This window comes from Chitinimonas violaceus (assembly GCF_052601015.1).
On record NZ_JBQXDJ010000006.1, the window covers coordinates 85367 to 101551 of the forward strand.

General features: G+C 55.0%; 15 protein-coding genes. 9 read left to right on the top strand and 6 right to left on the bottom strand.

The features are described from left to right. Positions 1-15: 15 nt before the first annotated feature. Positions 16-1056 (bottom strand): P-type conjugative transfer ATPase TrbB, encoded by a 1041-nt coding sequence (gene trbB / locus ACUHMQ_RS03680; protein ID WP_445294097.1) that lies wholly within the window; start codon positions 1054-1056, stop codon positions 16-18. Positions 1057-2248: 1192 nt separating this feature from the next. Between trbB and ACUHMQ_RS03685 the strand changes: the two genes are divergently transcribed. The 9 genes from ACUHMQ_RS03685 to xth all read left to right on the top strand — a co-directional run bounded on the left by ACUHMQ_RS03685 (position 2249) and on the right by xth (position 11935). Next, entirely contained in the window at positions 2249-3868 is a 1620-nt protein-coding gene (locus tag ACUHMQ_RS03685) for a type I restriction-modification system subunit M (protein ID WP_445294098.1), read from the top strand. Then, a complete protein-coding gene (locus ACUHMQ_RS03690) occupies positions 3865-5172 on the top strand; it encodes a restriction endonuclease subunit S (RefSeq protein ID WP_445294099.1) in 1308 nt (435 codons plus the stop codon). Before ACUHMQ_RS03685 ends, ACUHMQ_RS03690 begins: the two co-directional genes overlap by 4 nt. Further along, the gene (locus tag ACUHMQ_RS03695; protein ID WP_445294100.1) at positions 5162-5665 is read left to right on the top strand and encodes a hypothetical protein; all 504 of its coding nucleotides are present in this window, start codon (positions 5162-5164) and stop codon (positions 5663-5665) included. The genes ACUHMQ_RS03690 and ACUHMQ_RS03695 overlap by 11 nt, the downstream gene beginning before the upstream one ends. 208 nt (positions 5666-5873) lie before the next feature. Then, positions 5874-6464 carry a nucleotidyltransferase domain-containing protein gene (locus ACUHMQ_RS03700; RefSeq protein ID WP_445294101.1) on the top strand — a complete coding sequence of 197 codons (591 nt, stop codon included), beginning with the start codon at positions 5874-5876 and terminating at the stop codon, positions 6462-6464. Then, positions 6436-6633 carry a hypothetical protein gene (locus ACUHMQ_RS03705; protein WP_445294102.1) on the top strand — a complete coding sequence of 66 codons (198 nt, stop codon included), beginning with the start codon at positions 6436-6438 and terminating at the stop codon, positions 6631-6633. The genes ACUHMQ_RS03700 and ACUHMQ_RS03705 overlap by 29 nt, the downstream gene beginning before the upstream one ends. A 120-nt stretch (positions 6634-6753) precedes the next feature. After that, positions 6754-7020 (top strand): hypothetical protein, encoded by a 267-nt coding sequence (locus ACUHMQ_RS03710; RefSeq protein ID WP_445294103.1) that lies wholly within the window; start codon positions 6754-6756, stop codon positions 7018-7020. A 30-nt stretch (positions 7021-7050) separates the two neighbouring features. After that, positions 7051-10335, top strand: coding sequence for a type I restriction endonuclease subunit R (locus ACUHMQ_RS03715; RefSeq protein ID WP_445294104.1), 3285 nt, complete (start codon positions 7051-7053; stop codon positions 10333-10335). Positions 10336-10338: 3 nt separating this feature from the next. Then, entirely contained in the window at positions 10339-11049 is a 711-nt protein-coding gene (locus ACUHMQ_RS03720) for a YgjP family zinc-dependent metalloprotease (RefSeq protein ID WP_445294105.1), read from the top strand. A 118-nt stretch (positions 11050-11167) separates the two neighbouring features. Further along, positions 11168-11935 (top strand): exodeoxyribonuclease III, encoded by a 768-nt coding sequence (gene xth / locus ACUHMQ_RS03725; protein WP_445294106.1) that lies wholly within the window; start codon positions 11168-11170, stop codon positions 11933-11935. A 190-nt stretch (positions 11936-12125) separates the two neighbouring features. On the opposite strand, the gene ACUHMQ_RS03730 is transcribed toward xth, so the two are convergent. The 5 genes from ACUHMQ_RS03730 to ACUHMQ_RS03750 form a co-directional block, all read right to left on the bottom strand. Beyond that, positions 12126-13253 carry a flavin monoamine oxidase family protein gene (locus ACUHMQ_RS03730; RefSeq protein ID WP_445294107.1) on the bottom strand — a complete coding sequence of 376 codons (1128 nt, stop codon included), beginning with the start codon at positions 13251-13253 and terminating at the stop codon, positions 12126-12128. Position 13254: 1 nt separating this feature from the next. Further along, a complete protein-coding gene (locus tag ACUHMQ_RS03735) occupies positions 13255-13932 on the bottom strand; it encodes an SDR family NAD(P)-dependent oxidoreductase (RefSeq protein ID WP_445294108.1) in 678 nt (225 codons plus the stop codon). Positions 13933-13983: 51 nt separating this feature from the next. Beyond that, positions 13984-14568 carry a TetR/AcrR family transcriptional regulator gene (locus ACUHMQ_RS03740; protein ID WP_445294109.1) on the bottom strand — a complete coding sequence of 195 codons (585 nt, stop codon included), beginning with the start codon at positions 14566-14568 and terminating at the stop codon, positions 13984-13986. Positions 14569-14796: 228 nt separating this feature from the next. Next, the gene (locus tag ACUHMQ_RS03745) at positions 14797-15567 is read right to left on the bottom strand and encodes a type 1 glutamine amidotransferase domain-containing protein (protein WP_445294110.1); all 771 of its coding nucleotides are present in this window, start codon (positions 15565-15567) and stop codon (positions 14797-14799) included. 41 nt (positions 15568-15608) lie between these two features. Further along, positions 15609-16163: an OsmC family protein gene (locus tag ACUHMQ_RS03750; protein WP_445294111.1), complete on the bottom strand. Its 555-nt coding sequence runs from the start codon at positions 16161-16163 to the stop codon at positions 15609-15611. Between the last annotated feature and the right edge of the window lie 22 nt (positions 16164-16185).

Genomic DNA, 16185 nt, shown 5'->3' on the forward strand with positions numbered 1-16185 from the left:
TTTGGTTGGTGGTTATTAGTGAAGGTCGACTGACCGCATGACAAAACGGCCTTGAATGAAATCGCTGATTTGCATCAGCTCGCTGACTGAACGCCCGGCTGGCGTGGCCGAACGTTCAATGAATACCACCAGGTTCACGGCTTCCTTGATCATGGTGGCGATAGAGGTTTCCGACAGATTGCGGGCTTCCGGGGCTTCGTAGATCAACTGCGACAGGCGAATCAGCCCGCCTTCGGCTGAATTGGCGTGGATGGTGGCGATGCCACCGGGGTGGCCGGTGTTCCAACTCTTCAGCAGCGTAAGCGCCTCACCGCCACGTACTTCCCCCACCACGATGCGATCAGGCCGTAAGCGCATCGTGGCGCGTAACAGGCGCTGCATCGAGGCTTGCTCGCTGGTACGCAGCAGCACGCTATTGGGCATGGCGATCTGAAGTTCCATCGTGTCTTCGATGGCGACTAACCGGTCTTCCCCACATTGCATTGCGATTTCCGCCAGGATGGCGTTGGCGAGCGTGGTCTTACCGCTGCCGGTTCCGCCTACGATCAGGATGTTGTGGCGTTGGCGCACCGCATGGCGTATGGCTTCAATAGGGTGGGTATGAACCGGCTGGGCATCGGGTTTGGCTGATGCAGCCTGGCTGCCGAGGAGGGATGTGCCGATGATGCCTTTGGTGCGATAGTCATCCAGCGTGAATACTTTCAACGCCTTTTTCCGGATGGTGAAGGTCGGCGCGCGGACAATGGGGGGGATGATGCCTTCAAGGCGTGAACCATCAAGCGGGAATTCACCTTCCAGAATCGGGTTGTCACGTGTGACTACCGTATTCAACATACTGGCACAGGTGGTCAGTACGCTTTCCGCAGCACCGGGAGACATGCTATGCCCAGTGCATTCCATACCCTTACCAGCAACGTCCACCCAAAGTCTGCCATCGGGGTTGAGCATGATCTCGATGACGGCGGGGTCGCGCAGTGCATTCATCATCACCGCCCCGCACTCCCGCTCTAGCTTTTCTTCTAGACGTTGCTTGACAAGTTCTTTCTGGCTGTTCATGCAAAACCCCTGTAGTTGCAATAATGGTACATCGCAAAAGCAAGTGCTAGAGCGGGTTTGCGGTGAATGAGTTGCTTAAATGAAACAGAATGGGTGTTTCTTGACAGGCCAGTCTGATGACCCTGAGAAATGACGAATCAATGAGAATCAAGCAGTTGTAGAAGTGAAATAGCAAAATTCTCTGGCTTATAAAGCCAAATGTTTTTATTTTTTATTTTTATTTAATAAAAAATTATTTGATATTTTTTTAAACCATATTTCTTATTTTTTATGGTTGATTAGTGCAATGTAAATGAAGATTTTTGCGATATATAAACACGGAAGATAAGTATTTCTATTTGTATATGTTGAAAAAGAGAACATTATTAAGCACATGATTCTTATATTGAAAAATCCCGTCAGCATGTCTTCTCTTCGGTTCGAAATGCCGTTCAAATGATGGTGAAGACCTAGAGGTAGGGACAAGAATGTGAGAGGGGCTACACCAGACAAACTGTGTAGGAGTAGGCGACTTGAAGGAGTAGGGCACGTTCTGACCTAGCGCCTGTGCAAGGCGCCAAAATGTATTTTTCTGGTGCCTGTTAGCGGTTGCCAACGATCAATTCGGCTGTTCTGGTGAAGGATGAACAGCTTAATTTGTGCCCGACTGAGCGGATGTATTTCGCTGAGTGTTACTTTTTTGAGCTATGGATAGGGTTTCTCAAGGCTGATGTTGAGTGCCTGAATCGGTAAAATAACCGGGCGAATGGTGCCTAGTTATTTGTGTAGCGGGTCCCGTTTTTTAAAGCCTGTTTACGATCTGTCGCGAGCAGCATCCCTTATCAATAGCTGAGCAGTAAGAGCGTAAGCAGGCTCTTAATAAGCGGTGCAGGCACGTAGACTTTGGCGTAATACTGTCTGCTAGATATGGCGTGCTATTTGGCAGGGTGCCGTAGCATTTGAGGATGATCGAGAGGCACTGCCGGTACTCCTTCGCTAACGCCGTTAATTGCTGCCCAGTGTGTACCCGCATGGATGTGGCAGCAGATGCTTTGGACCTATAGGCGTGCACTATGAGCGAAGTACGCACGCCTATGCGCATGCGAACCTCCTTGTCAGTCTGTCGTTATGCTATCGCTTCCGATGTACTGGTTAGCCGAATTAATCTTGGCAAATGGGTACAATCATCGGCCTTTCTTACCCGTTAGTCGCCATGGCCAATCAACTTACCCTCGACACTCTAGAGTCCTGGCTCTGGGAGTCCGCCAACATTCTGCGCGGCTCCATTGACTCGTCTGACTTCAAGAACTACATCTTCGGCCTCTTGTTCCTGAAACGCTTCAATGACGTGTTCGAAGAGCGTGTAGCCAAGCTGGTGAAGGAAGAAGGCATCAGTCGCGAAGAGGCCGACGCCGAGGTCAGCGACGACATCGGCGCATTTCCGCTTACTGCCCGTTGGGAATGGCTCATCACCCGTACCGAGAACATCGGCGAAGCGCTCGACAAAGCCTTCCACGACATCGAAGCCGGCGTAAAGGGCAACGACCTGCAACACGTGCTCACCGCCACCCAATATGGCGACAAGCGCGTGCTGTCCGACCATACCCTGCAACGGCTGCTGCGCCACTTCAACCAGTACAAGCTCGGCAATGACGACCTTTACAAGGCGGACATGCTGGGCGATGCCTACGAATACCTTATCAAGCAGTTCGCCGACGATGCCGGCAAGAAGGGCGGCGAGTTCTACACCCCCAAGGGCGTGGTGCAGCTGGTGGTCGAATTGCTCGACCCGCAGCCAGCCATGAGCGTGTACGACCCTACCTGTGGCAGCGGCGGCATGTTGGTGGAAAGCGCCCACCATATCGCCCAGCTGCCGGGCGGCCTGCTACTTGGCGGCAAACCCAATGTGCTGCTGTTCGGGCAGGAAAAGAACCTGGGTACTTGGGCCATCGCCAAGCTCAACCTCTACCTGCACAACATGCGTGCCGAGATTGAACGTGGCGACACCTTGGTGGAACCCAAGCACCTCGACGGTGATTACCTCAAGACCTTCGACCGGGTCATTGCCAATCCGCCTTTCTCGGCCAAGGCGTGGTGGTCGCCACTGGAGTTGGCCAACGAAGCCGAGCAGGAAAGCGCTAAGAAGCCCAAGGCCCCAAACTATAAGCAGGTCAACGACCCCTTCGGCCGCTTTAGGTATGGCATCCCACCGCGTGGCTATGCCGACCTCGCTTTCGCCCAGCACATGCTGGCCAGCCTCAAGGCCGACGGCCGCATGGGCATCATCCTGCCGCACGGCGTGTTGTTCCGCAGTGGCGAGGAAGGCAAGATTCGCGAAGGGCTGCTGTTCGGCACCGACGCAGCTTCTGGCAATCAGTCGGGTGATCTGATCGAAGCCATTGTCGGCCTGCCTTCGGCGCTGTTCTACAACACCGGCATCCCGGCCTGTGTGCTGATTCTGAACAAGCAGAAGCCAGCCTCTCTAAAGGGCCGCGTCATCATCATCGACGCCAGCCGCGACTACCTCGAAGGCAAAGCTCAGAACTCGCTTCGTGCCGAAGATATTCGCCGCATCGTCAGCACCCACAAGGCCGCGTTCGCGCAGCAGACCGAGGTAGAGAGTTACTGCCGGGTGGTGACGCTGGATGAAATCCGCAGCAACGACGGCAACCTCAACATTGCCCGCTACATCGACAACGGCGAGACAGAAGAGACCGTCGATGTGGCAGCGACCTTGGCGCAACTAGCTCAATTGGCAGAGGAAGAAGCGCAAATTGATGCGCGGCTAAATGGCTATCTGGCTGAATTGGGGTTGTTGGAGACTGGAGCATGAGTTTGGTCGGTCGGGAGACCAAAGTTGGTTGGGTTCCGAGCGATTGGTCAGCCTCGTCGTTGGGTAACGAGGTTGAAGCCATCATTGGAGGCGGCACGCCTTCCAAGGATGTACCTGAATATTGGGAGGGGGACATTCCTTGGGCGAGCGTCAAAGATTTTGTCGCTACCCGGCTAAGTAGAACCGAAGATTACATAACTGCCAAAGCAGTTAAAGAGAGTTCAACCAATTTGATTCCAGCCGGCACCTTGATTACGCCGACGCGGATGGCACTAGGCCGAGTTGCATTCTTCTACTGTGACGTGGCCATAAACCAAGACCTAAAAGCCATTTTTCCGAAAAAATCCTTGGCAAAGGAATTCTTGTTCTATTGGTTTCAATTGAATGCAGACGCGATTGAAGCTGCAGGTACAGGCTCGACCGTCAAAGGTATTCGTCTGGAGTTGTTACGGGACTTCGGCATAGCTGTCCCTCCTCTCCCCGAACAACAAAAAATCGCTGCCATCCTCACGGCCGTGGACGACAAGCTAGACGTGATTGCCCGCCAGATTGAAGCCACCCATACCCTCAAGCAGGGCCTGATGCAAACCCTGTTCAGCCGGGGCGTTGGCACCCAGGACGCCAACGGACGCTGGATGCCGCATACCGAATTCAAGGACAGTGAACTGGGGGAGATTCCGGTGGGGTGGAAGTGCCTAAAACTTGGAGATGTCTTGACCGAAAAGCCGGAATACGGGGCCAACGCATCAGCAGTTCCATTTGATGCCCATAACCGCACTAGATATTTGCGAATCACGGACATTGATGAACACGGGCGGTTGCGCGCGGACTCCGTCAAAGCTATTCCTAGCGCCGAAGCCAAAGACTACATGCTCGCCGAAGGCGATTTATTGATTGCCCGGTCAGGGAACACTGTCGGGAAATCGATTCTGTATAAGAGCGCGATGGGGCCATGTGCGTTTGCTGGTTACTTACTGCGTTTCAGATTTTGTCGCAAGGCGCTGGTAGATTTCATCGCAGCATATTTGACCTCAGATACTTACTGGGCTTGGGTTAAAGCTTCGGTAAAGGTCGGAGCGCAGCCAAACATCAACGCGCAACAATATCAATCCATGATAATTCCAATACCGCCCACTGACGAGCAATACCAAATCGCGATGATTCTCGCTGGAGTTAATGCCAAAGTTGAACTGCTTCGGAGTCGAGAACTTCAATATCAAACCCTCAAACGCGGCCTAATGCAAAAACTGCTGACCGGCGAATGGCGGGTCAAACTTGATAGGGAGACCAGTCATGGTGATTGACCGCGCCATAGCCGACCGTTACATCAACAGTTATAAAGATTTTCTTGGCACGCTGGTCAGCGCCAAGGAAAAACACGGCAAGCGGCCGCAGGAATGGTTGGCGATTGGCCGCGCGCGTTATGCCGACGACCGCAGTACGCTGGCGCGCTATCGCGCTGCCCATCCCAAGGCCGATAGCGAAATGCTCGACGCCATCGCCAAGCTTAAGCTAGGTCGTTGGGTCTACTTGAAGGATACGCGCGCCTATTCGGTATTAGTGGCCGAGGACGGCAGCGCAGCCTACGGCGTGGTGGGCCTGACAGACCGGCTGCGCACCGTGGCACAAGGCGCAACCGGCTCGGTGCTGCGAGCAGGCTTGATACCGTTGCAAGGGCGTTGGGTATGCGATGGCTTGCTCGAAGGCATGGTATGGCTAGGGCCGAATCTGCGCCGCGAGCTGAACCAGACTTATCAAAACTTGCGTGATGAGGGGCGCTTCAGCCTTGGTCCGTAGTATGTAGTGGTCAGGTATTTTCGGACGCGCCAATCGGTTCTTTTGCAGCCGTTTCCTGCTCATAAATAATGGTTGCAATGCGATCTGGCATTGCAGCCTTGTTGTAAAGCAAAAGGCCTTTGTGGCCATCTCAATACGCTGGGCATGCAACTTGTATCGGGGTAAAGTGTGGCCTTATTTGCTACATTTGTAGCCAAAAAGGCGACGTATGCTGGCTGACTTGTTACTCGGGCAATATCGGCGTCGTGTGCTGGCGCTGCTGCTGCTGCACCCGGAATCATCCTGGCATGTGCGCGAAATCGCGCGGCTTACTCAAACCCAGCCCGGCACGTTGAATCGCGAGCTAGCCAAATTGGCCAATGCTGGCGTGCTGGTGCGTACCGCCGTAGGCAATCAGGTGCGCTACAGCGCCAATACGGACTGCCCGGTGTTCGCCGAGTTGGCCGGTTTGCTGCGCAAAACCGCGGGGGTGGCCGATGTGCTGGCGAATGCGCTGGCAGATAGGGCGGGCCAGATTCAACTAGCCCTGATATTCGGTTCGGTCGCGAGGGGAGAAGAGCGTGCTGGCAGCGATGTGGATGTGCTGATAGTGGGCGACCTTAGCTTTGCTCAGGCGGTGGCGGCATTGCACCCGGTGCAGCAAGACTTGCAGCGCGAAATAAACCCAGCGGTTTATACGGCGACCGAATTCCGCCAGAAAATGCAGAAGGGTGGTCGCTGGGTGCAGGAAATCCTTACCCAGCCCAAGCTGTTCATGATTGGGGACGCTAATGACCTTGGCCAACTTGCTGGCAATTAATAAGCTGATTGCGTTTGAACCCGACCGTGCTGGCGTACAGCGTTTGTTGGAGGCAGCTACGCGCAATCTGGCCGATGCGCATGTGGCGGCCATCAGCCCGGAAAACCGTTTCGATGCAGCCTATAAGAACCTGTTTACGATCTGTAGCGAGCAGTCGTCAGCGGGGTGAAGCGCAGCGCAGAAACCGGAATGTACTTTGGTACATGAGGATTTTGAGCAGCACATGAACCCTGATCACGGCTGCGCAGTAAGATCGTAAACAGGTTCTAAGTGCGTGATGCAAAGTGCCATGGCGGCGCTGTGGGCGAACGGCTACCGAACTGCCACCAGTCAGCCCGGCCACCATCAAACGGCCATTCAGGCCTTGCCCAAAACGGTGGGCCTGCCGATTGAGACCATGGTGCTGCTGGATGCCTTGCGCAAGCAGCGCAATTTGTCGGATTACGAAGGTGACGCCATTGCTCCAGGGGCGGTGGATGAATGCTTGAAGCAGGCGCAGGCCTTGTTGGTGTTGGTGAAAGCCTGGATGGCGGAGCACCGGCCAGACTTGGGCTAGCGAAAAAAATAGAAAAATGTAGGAGGAAACATGACGCAAGGCGGTGCAGAAAAAACCGGCGTAGAGCGACCGGCCATCGAGTCGCTGATCAAGCTGGGCTACACCCACCTGCCGGGTAGCAAAGTTGTAGTTGAGTACCGCCACTTGGCCCCACAGTTGGAAGACATTCTTCGGCCTCGCTTGCTGGCATTGAACCCATGGTTGGGTTTGGCACCCGGTGGGGTTGATGCCGCACTGATTGAGCTACGCAAGCGAGTGAATGACAACTTGCTGCCGGCAAACAAGGCGTTCTGGGAACAGGTGGTGCATCGGTCAAACATCCAGGTGAAGGATGCTGATGGCAGGTTGCAAAGCGTGCGCTTTTTCGATGTGGCCACGGTTAGCAATAACGATTTCCATGTGGTTGACCAGTACGTTGGCAAGAACGCCGAGGGCGATCTGCTCCGGCCCGATCTGTTGCTGTTTATAAACGGGCTGCCACTGGCCATCATCGAATGTAAAGCCAGCCATCACCGCCTGGATGAAGCATTGGCGCAATTGGACGGCTACCAAGCCCGTTTTCCGTCCCAATTTGTGTACAACCAAGTTTGTGTTGGGCTGAATCGACGCGAGGGTTTGTACGGAGCCATCCTGACCAAGCCAGCCTTCTATTCCCATTATCGTTTGCAGGATGCCGAACGGGAGAACGTGGCCGACCTGCTGGGGGCGGAGCCCAGCGAGCAGGACCAGTTGCTGTGGGCATTGTTCGAGCCGAGCAGGTTTCTGGAACTCATCACCCACTTCGTCTTGTTCGAAACTCGCAATGGCAAGACAGTGAAGAAGCTGCCGCGCTACCAGCAGTGGCGGGCGGTGCGCAAAACCATCGCCCGCCTTACCGCACCCAAGCCGCTTGGCGGCGTGGTGTGGCACACCCAAGGCAGCGGTAAGTCACTGACCATGGCGCTGCTGGCCAGAATGCTGCGGGCAGACAGCACTGGTTTGAATAATCCCACCGTGTTGGTGCTCACAGACCGCAAAGACCTCGACAAGCAAATCTTCGACACCTTCCACGCCGTCGGTATCAAGGCCATTCAGGCGGTGTCGGTCGAAGAATTGGTGAAGCTGTTGGGCAACGATTACGGCAGCATCTTCACCAGCACGGTGCAGAAGTTCCAAGAAAACGAGCAGCCTGGCGATACCGCTGACACCGCGCCGGATGACGACGAGGCCCTACAGGTGACCCGGCATAGACGCGTGCGCGAGGGGAAAGACTTCTTCATGGCCACAGAGCGCAATGTCCACTTCGGCCAGCATGATGCCGATGGCGCGTTGCTGAATGCCAAGTGGGAAGAGGTTAGCCGCGAGAAGGTTCACTTCCGGGTGCTGAGCGCCAAGCCGAATTTTTATGTACTGGTTGATGAAGCACACCGCAGCCAGTATGACTTCTTGGCGGCATTCATGCGGGCCAGCTTGCCGAACGCCAAGTTCATCGCCTTCACCGGCACCCCGCTGCTGAATGACGACAAACACACGCTGGCCGAATTCGGTGGCGATGCCTACATCGACGAATACCGGCTGCACGAAGCGGTGGCCGATGGCGCGACCTTACCGATCAAGTACCAGGATGCTTGGGTGGCATTGGCTCCTAGCGCTGGGCTTGATCAGGCCTTTACGGATCATTTCGCGCAAGAGAATGAAGCAAGGCAGCAGGCGCTGAAGAAGGCGCTACTGGCCAGATGGCGGCAGGCAGGTGACCGCATGGAACAGGTGGCGGCGCATTTGGCCGAACACTTCATGGCCAATGTACACGCCAAGGGCCTGAAGGCAATGCTGGTCTGTGACGGTCGCGAGATGGCGGTGCGCTACAAGGACTTGCTGGATGGGCTGATGCAGGAACGCCAAGCCAATGGGCAGCCCACCTTTGAAAGCCGTGTGGTCATCTCACTGGCCAGTACGACCGCATCGCGCACAGGTGCTTCGGTGCAGGAGGCCGCGGCTGAGTACAAGGTCAGCCCGGACAAGGTTCAGGCCATTGAGGAGCGGGTGAAGGCGGAAATCAAAGATGGCAAGGAACCGGTGGCAATGCCATCTGAGCAGATTGCCAATTTCGTCAGCAAGCTGTTCCCGCTGCCCTATGGCGATGAAACTAAGGCCAAGGACGGCCAGGTCCATGCCAACAACGTCGGCCTCATCATCGTCTCCGATATGCTGCTGACCGGCTGGGATGCGCCCATTGTCGGCACCATGTACCTCGACAAGCCACTGAAGGAACACACCCTACTGCAGGCCATTGCACGGGTGAATCGCACCATGGCGGGCAAGAATGCCGGCTATATCGTGGATTACCACGGCGTGGTCGAACACCTCGACCATGCCCTGAAAATCTATGGTGGAGAGGTACAGCCGACGCAGGTCTGGGAAGGGGTGGAAAGCGAGCTGCCGAAGCTACAAGCCACCCTCGACCGCATCCTCAAGCTGCTGCCGAAGAAACATGACCCGGTAAAGCAGCGGGAAGATTACAAGGATGATGCCGAGCGCTATCTCGACCCGGCCAGTCGGCTCGATGCCGTCGAGGAGTTTCTGGAACTGGTGAAGCAGTTCAATCGCAGCGTCGACATCATCTTGCCCGATGTCCGTGGCGTGCCATTCAAGCCCTATTTCACGCTGTTCGCCGAAATCCGCCTGATGCTGCGCGATAAGCTGCCAGGTAGTACCTACCGCGAGCGCATCACCAAGCTGGAATCGATGTTGCTGCAGCAATTGCTGGACGAGTACATCGCCGCCAGCCCGGCGAAGAGCCTATTGGGCAAGGAAGTGTCGATTCTCGACGCGGCCGACATGGCCCGTCTGAAAAAGCTGGCCAGTCCCGGCAGCCAGGCGCTGGTGATGAAAAACCAGCTGAAACACACCATCGTTACCGGCCGCGACAAAGACCCGGCCTTCTTCGACAAGCTGGCCGAAGAGCTGGAAAAACTACTTGCGGAAGAAAAGGCCGGCCGTATCTCGCAAGCGCAGTTCCTTGATCAACTCGACCTGTTCGGCCAACGCATCAAGGATAAGGACAACACCGGGTTCGCCATTCCAGCCCATTCGGCGGTGTTCCACTATCTGGAATCCCATCTGGCCAGCGATACCGCCCGCGTTGTCACCACCAAGCTGTTCGAGGATGCTGACCTGAGTCACGCCATGGCATCGGGCAACTGGAAGCAGATGCCCGACCTGCACCCGGAAATGAAGAGGCGGATTGGTGGCTTGCTAGTACCGCTGGCCGGCTGGCAGCGCTCGGTGGCCCGCGACCACGCTGGCCATATCCTGACCATCCTGCTCAAGAACTGACCCATGCCGCTGCTGCAGTACGGCCAGACCACCATTGAGTGGCAGTTCCAACCGGATGCCAAGCTCAAGCGTCACTACGTGACCGTGGAGCGTGGCCGGCCGGTGCTGCTGCGTGGGCCCTCGGTTGGCGAGCCCGAGCAAGAAGCGCTGGTACGCCGCCGCGCCCGTTGGATACGCGAGAAACTGGCGCTGGTGAACCTGCCACAGTCCAACGAGCCGGTTGTGACCGGCAGTCGGCTTCGTTATTGCGGGCGCAGTTATTTCACCGAGGTACGGCATGTACCGGAGCTGGCGAAGCCAAGCTTGGCCTTCACCGCATCGCGCTTCGTTATCGAAAATCCAGACGGCAGTAGCATTGAGCAGGACAAGCTGGCGCCAATGCTGGAGCGTTTTTACCGAGAGCGCGCCCACGAGAAGCTGCTCACGCGACTGCGGCACTGGGAGCGGGAAACAGGCCTGCAGGCCCATGGCGCCCGCGTCCGCCAATTCCAGAGCCGTTGGGCGAGCTGCGACGCGCGCAATGTGTTGGAGTTTCACCCCCGGATAATGGAGCTACCGGCGAGTGTGCAGGATTACGTCCTAGTACATGAACTGTGCCATACCATCGAGAAGAGCCACACCAAGGCGTTTTGGGCGCTGGTAGCGCGACATATGCCGGACTGGCATCGGCAGCATGAGGTGTTGGAACGGGCTGTGTTTGGGGATGCGGTTTAGGTGAGGCTGTGGAGTATAAGTGTCAGTGTGCAGGCAGGTGTTTCATGTGTATCTAGACGTGTATCTGAAAATATTTATTCTAAATAAAATATATAAAAATCAACAAGGTAGGAAATAAATGCAAATCGCCACTTGGAACGTTAATTCACTCAAGGTTCGTCTTCCGCAAGTGTTGGAGTGGTTGGCCGGTAGACCGGAGCTGACCGTGCTTGCATTGCAGGAAACCAAGCTGGAAGACCATGCCTTCCCCAAAGCGGAAATCGAGGCGGCGGGGTTTCATGTCGCTTTTACCGGGCAAAAGACGTACAACGGAGTGGCGCTGATTTCGCGTGCGCCATTGGAAGACGTGCATTTCAATCTGCCAAATTTTGAAGACCCGCAAAAGCGGGTGATTGCAGCTACCGTGAACGGTGTGCGGGTGATTGGCGCTTATGTGGTGAATGGGCAAGCGTTGGACTCAGAAAAATACCCCTACAAACTGGCATGGTTCGATGCGCTGATTGCCTATGTGCGAGACGAGCTGACCCGGTATCCCAATCTCGCTGTCGTAGGCGACTACAACATCGCACCCGAGGACCGGGATGTGCATGATCCTGCCAAGTGGGAAGGCGAGGTGTTGGTCAGCCCGCCAGAGCGTGAACGGTTCCAGGCATTATTGGCCTTAGGTGTGGTGGATAGCTTCCGTCTGTTTGAGCAGGCAGAAAAGTCATTCAGCTGGTGGGATTACAGGATGATGGGTTTTCGCCGTAATGCAGGTTTGCGCATCGACCATGTGCTGTTGTCCAAACCATTGGCCGAGTGCTGTATTGCTTGCGAAATCGATAAGGAACCACGGCGTGTGGAACGCCCCAGTGACCACGCCCCGGTGATCGCGACTTTGCGCTGAGTTAAATAGCGACGTATTCGCTAATGTGGTTAACACATAGTGAAAGTGGTGTACTGAACATTTAAAAGGTTCTAGCTGCCATGAGCCTATTTACGATCTGTTACGAGCAGCTGTCAGCAGGGCGCAGAGCAGCACAGAAACCGGAATGTACGTGGGTACATGAGGATTTCGAGCAGCACATAAGCCCTGATCACAGCTGCGTAGTAAGATTGTCAGCTGGCTCTAAAGAATTTAAAAGCGCATCCACGGCTTCATCCGCGGCTTCCAATGCACCTTCAAGAAATCCGCCAGACTGCTCAGCGAACTCAGTGCCTGCAAGGAACACACGGCCGGTCCAAGGCTCAGGCAGCGAGTATTGGCTGTAGAGTGGGTGACTTGTCGGTGTCCTTAAATCGAGCTCAATTGAAGTTAAAGGCTCGACTGACCAATCCTGCCAAGCAGTCCATATTGGCTGACTCGCTTCATTGCCAAATAACCGGACTAATTGTGCCAAAGCAATCCGACGTACTTCGTCAGCGCCGAGCGCGTGGCGATAGGAAGGTGACCCTCCGACAAAACCGAAAAGTGCTGCCTGCTCACCCTTGGAATCCGATGCGTCGTGGACTTCAACGAGTGGTCCCCTTTGACTGACTGCATGGCCAGAGAGATCCTTGCGACGCCAGAATGGCTCGGGATAGGCAGCAACAAATTTGGCTTGCCCTGCCATCCAGGTAGGTGTGGAAAGCCAGGATTTATGCACGATGGGCGGCCAGGGCGGATTTGCTTCAATGTTTCCGGCCAGCAATCTTGGCGCAAGGGTACTGATTACCCTTGATGCATTAAGCGTCCAGCTTCGACTTTCATCGACCAGTTGCAGCTCGATCTCATTTTCCGGTGTGAACCGTAAAGCGGTCAGCCGTGTACCGAAGTGCCATTGCACCTGCCCAAGCTTGCTACGGATTCCTTCTGAAATGGCCGACATGCCGCCAGTAACGCGTGTCGAGCTGGATTGCTGTGACCAAGCCCCACCTGTTCTCCGAACCTCACCGGTCTGCATTTCATAAATACTGGCGCCACGGGTGTGCTGAGGATACGTCGACAGACCAAGCCGATTAATCCAGGCCTGCAGGCGTGGATTGAATTCCGGCCAATACCACGATGGGCCGAGGTCCACTTTGTGGGTACCATGCAGAACATTCGGGCTCAGTATGCGGCCCCCTGCGCGTGTACGCGCTTCAATCACTACAACGTCAATTCCTTGTTCCTGCAGTCGCCAGGCGGCATGTAGCCCACTGAGTCCTGCCCCAATGACGACGACAACTTCTTCATTCGGTTTCATTTTAGAAGCTGCCCATTTGCGGCCGAATGTCCAGCTCTTGAGTCCAAGCGCTGCGCGGCTGATGAAAAATATTGAAATATTGATCAGCAAGATCCGCCGGCTCGATCATGCGTGCGGGGTCGCCAGCAGGAAAGCGTTTAGCTGTTTTTTCGGTACGGATGAGCCCGTCTATGACTACATGGGCTACGTGGATACCCTGGTCAGCATGTTCACGTGCAACGGCTTGGCTCAGCCCTCGCAATGCGAATTTGGCTGAGCTGAAAGCTGCAAATTTTGGTCCGGCTCTCAGGCTGCCTGATGCGCCGCTGAAAATAAGGCTGCCTCCACCCTGTGCAACCAGCCGGGGCACAGCCTGTTGGGTGACGTGAAATGCAGTCATTACCATCGAACGCCAAACGCTCTCCATCTGGTCCTCAGATGTGGAAATGAATGGCTCTCGCAGGAACGCCATTGCGTTGTGAATCACCCCAGCCAAAGGAGGGTGGTGTTGATCCAAAGTATTAAAGAGCGCGTGAACCGCTTCTTTCTTGGTCAGATCTGCTTGCAGCTGCGCCCCGCCGCTCGTACGGGCTACGCCGATAACTGTATAGCCCGCGTCTTCAAATCGGTCCCTGAGCGCGGCGCCAAAACCAGCGCCATAGCCGGCGATCAACAGGGTCCTTTTAGTTTGTTTCGTCATGATTATTCAATAAAACCAATTGATTGGTAGGCTATGCGCCTACAGAGATGATCAGGTCTGCCAGGCTTGAAATAGCGTCTGCGTGACCGCAGCCGGACCTTGGGTATCGGTCAGGCCTCGACCGACGAGCATCGAACCTTCAAGCGCAGACAGGAAGAGTTGCGCCATATCGTAGGCGGCAGGTTCTTTGTGCAGTTTTTGCTGTTCCTGGCCATGCAATATCACGTCGCGTAGCCACTCCACGTTGATACGGAAGAAGCGCTGCACTTCTGCGCGAATTTCTTCTGGCAAACTATCGGTCTCCGCACCGAGCATGCCGCAAACGCATAACCGTCGATGATTGGCAAAGGTGGATGCAAAGAGTTCTGCATAGGCTTGCAGTCGATCCGGCCCACGAGGGTGTATGCCTTCAATACGCAGTAGTTGTTCACGGAAGCGGTGGGTATAGCGCTGCGTCATCACCACGACAAGCTCAACTTTTGTCGGAAAATGATGATGCACACTGGGTTTCTTGATCCCTACTTTCTGTGCGATGTCTTCGTAGGAGAATCCGTTAAACCCTACCTGTTGGACCAAGGCTTCTGCGGCGTCTACGATTCGTTCTGCTGCGGGAGAGAGTTCGGCAAAGTGTTTCATAATGACCTATGTGTTTAAACCTACCAGTAGGTTTGCACAGATAGATGTTCCTTTCAATACATTTAGCAATCGCTACGATCCCGTTCGAAGAGCCTATTCACATTCTTACTGTGCTGTTGTGATCAGGGCTTGCATGTTGCTGCGCCCTGCTGACAACCGCTTGTGACAGATTTGGAACAGGCTCTAGGAACCTGTTCCAAATCGTGGGATCCACAGCGATTCATTGCTTTACTTCAGGCGCTTGACCAAGGCGTTAGCCAAGACTGGCGCGCTGGCTGGGTTCTGACCTGTCATCAGAGGGCCGTCGATTTCAATGTGGGCTTCCCAATTCTTGGCTGTTCCTTTGTATTTGGCGCCACGCGCTTTAAGCATGTCTTCCAGCGAGAACAGCAAGTGACGCGAAAGATCCAGTTCGTCATCTTCGGCGTTCATGAAGCCGGTAACCGTCAGGCCCTTCACCAACCATTCACCGTTTGGCTTTCTCGCATCGCGAAGAATGGCTGGGGAGTGACAGACCATGGCGATTGGCTTGCCGGCAGCGTAGAACTTCTCGATCATACGAATCGTGCGCATATCGCTGGCAAGATCCCACAAGAGGCCATAACCACCTGGGAAGAACACTGCGTCGAAATCATCTTCATCTAGATCATTCAAACGATTCGTGTGGGTCAAGGCATGCATCGCCACTGGATCTTTGCTGAATCGTTCAGTGTTCTTCGTGGTGAAGGGGGCTTGCATGCTCAAGAGGTCAATCGGCGCTTCGCCACCATTTAGCGTTGCAAGAACGACTTCATAACCAGCTTCACGCAACGTGTAGTAGGGCGTGGCAACTTCTTCGAACCACGTGCCGGTGACTTTGCCGCTTAGGCCCATCGCACTGTGCGAGGACATCATGATCAACACACGTTTCGGACCTGCAGCGAATGCTGAGCCTTGCACTACAGCGACCAAGGTAATGAGGGCCATCAATCGGGCCACGATTCGGGTAAACAGTTTCATACGATTTCTTTCGGTTAAGGATGCCAGTGGGCAACTAAGGTTTACTGTTGATGCAGCTTGGTCTGCATGCGGATAGGGCGTGCGAAATTATTGAAATTTGGCGACGTCTGAAGCACATGGGCGTACAACGCATCGATGTCAGCAGGGCTGGCACTGGAACGCAGATGGATGTCGACCTGGACAGTGTCGTAACCAGGGTTGATCTCCGGGTCCAAAGCGAGGAATCCGCGGAGATCCAGTTGCCCTTTGCTGTGAATCTGCAAGCTGTCGATCTTGATGCCGCGTGCAGCTGCATTGGCTACGAAGCCGACGGTCATACAGGCATTCAGTGCAGCCAGCAGCAGTTCCTGGGGATTGGCTGCGGTGTCGTTGCCAAGCAATTCGGGCGGCTCGTCTGCCTCGATACTGAATTGACGTGTCAGTGTCTTGTCACCCAGCGTCAGCGGCTGAGCAGCTGCGCGAGAACGCGTACCACCAAGCCATTGGGTGTGTACTGCAAAGCCGGCCTGGCCTTGTTGGGGGTTCGCCTCAACACCTGCAACAATGGTTTGAAGTGCGGGTACATTGATGCCGTTCAGTCGGTTCAAATCAGTCATGATGTTCTCCGTTAAGTAGTTC